General features: G+C 65.8%; 1 protein-coding gene. It reads right to left on the bottom strand.

Going from position 1 to position 1,510, the window contains the following annotated elements; genetic code table 11:
- Nucleotides 1-865: TonB-dependent siderophore receptor (locus AC1DQP_RS20370; RefSeq protein WP_478052415.1), on the bottom strand; the 865-nt coding region annotated here is incomplete at its 3' end.
- Nucleotides 866-1,510 lie beyond the last annotated feature (645 nt).

Raw genomic sequence — 1,510 nt, 5'->3', positions numbered from 1 at the left:
TCGGCGCCAGGTTGGTCGAGCGCGACAGGTGGGCGAAGTTGCCCTGGCTGTCGAAGAACGGCACGGTGCCCCAGGTGGAGCCGACCGGGTTGTTGTCCTGGGTCTGGTAACCGACGGTGACGGTGGTGCTGTCGGTGATATCGCCTTCCAGCACCGCCATGCCGGCCATCTTGTTTTCTTTGTAGCGGTCGTAATAGAAATCACGGTCGGTGTAGGCGGCAACGACGCGGCTGCGGAAGCGGCCGTCGGCGGTCAGCGGCGCGGTCACGTCGGCCTCCATGCGACGGTAATCCCAGCTGCCGGCACTGACCGAGAACGAGGCGTCGAAGTCCTTGCCCGGGCGCTTGCGCAGCAGGTTGACCGTGGCCGAGGGTACGCCGGCGCCGCTGAGCAGGCCGTTGGCGCCGCGGATCACTTCGACGCGGTCGTAGAAGGCGGTGTCGTATTCCTGGTTGGTCGACCCGCTGTAAGTGGGGATGCCATCGACCTGGAAATCGGTGATGGCAAAGCCGCGCGCGTAGTACAACGGGCGTTGGGTGTCGTAGAAGGACACGCTGACGCCGGTGACGTTGCGCATGACGTCGTTGAGGCTGAACAGCGATTCGTCCTGCAGCCGCTGCAGCCCGATCGAGGTGGCCGACTGCGGGGTTTCCTGCAGGGTCATCGGCAGGCGGGTGGTGCTGGACGGCGCGGCGCGGTCGCCGACGACGCTGACTTTGTCCAGGGTCTTGGCATCGGCATTGCCGCCGGCATCGGCAAGCGCGTCGGCCAGCGCCAGCGGCGAGGCCAGCGACAGGACGGAGAGCAGGGCCAGGCTCAGCGGGGCGTGGCGGAAGGAGCGGGGCGGAAGATCGCGGAAGGTCATGCGCAGGGTCTCGAATCGGTCTCGGAGGGGGAAGCAGCAGGCAGCGGGCACGGCAGGCCGGGCACCGGAAGCGCCTGGCGTTTAGATCCTTCTGAGGGGTGGGTGGAACCCGACGGTGGGTCGGCGCCGTTGCGGCCGTGGGTGGTGAGCAGGGCCCGGCGGCCGTCCTTGGATTCCGGCCAGGCCCGCGCCGGCAGCGCAGGGGGTGTAAATGTAAAGCGTTCTCATTCGCTTTACAATTCCTTAATTCGGGTTGAGCGGGAGAGCCGTGTTATAGGAGTGGAACCGCGGTGCGATGGTTGGAGCCGTGGCTCTTCGCTCGAGATTGCCGCGAGCGTGAGGGCCCCGTAGCAGCCGGTAGGCCCCTGGTGCAAATGTCCCCCGGCCGCAAGCGGCCTCCTCCTTTATTTTGCCCAGGAGCGTTATCTGTTTGGAATCTGGCAGCGTAGGCGTCGAGAGCCGGCGTGGGCCGCCGTAGGAGCCTGGATCTCGACGATCGACTTGTAGCTTGGCGCCCACGCCGGAATCTCCCTTGGTCCGCCCGAACAGTTGCTCGAGGTAGCACTCGAAGTGATAAGACTGGGCAAGCGGGGGAGCTCTCGACCTATCCAGCCTAGCGGAGATTTCCCATGAGCGGAATCGGGA

The sequence above is a fragment of the Stenotrophomonas sp. P5_A8 genome (genome assembly GCF_056400545.1).
This window is presented reverse-complemented; position numbering and strand designations above follow the sequence as displayed.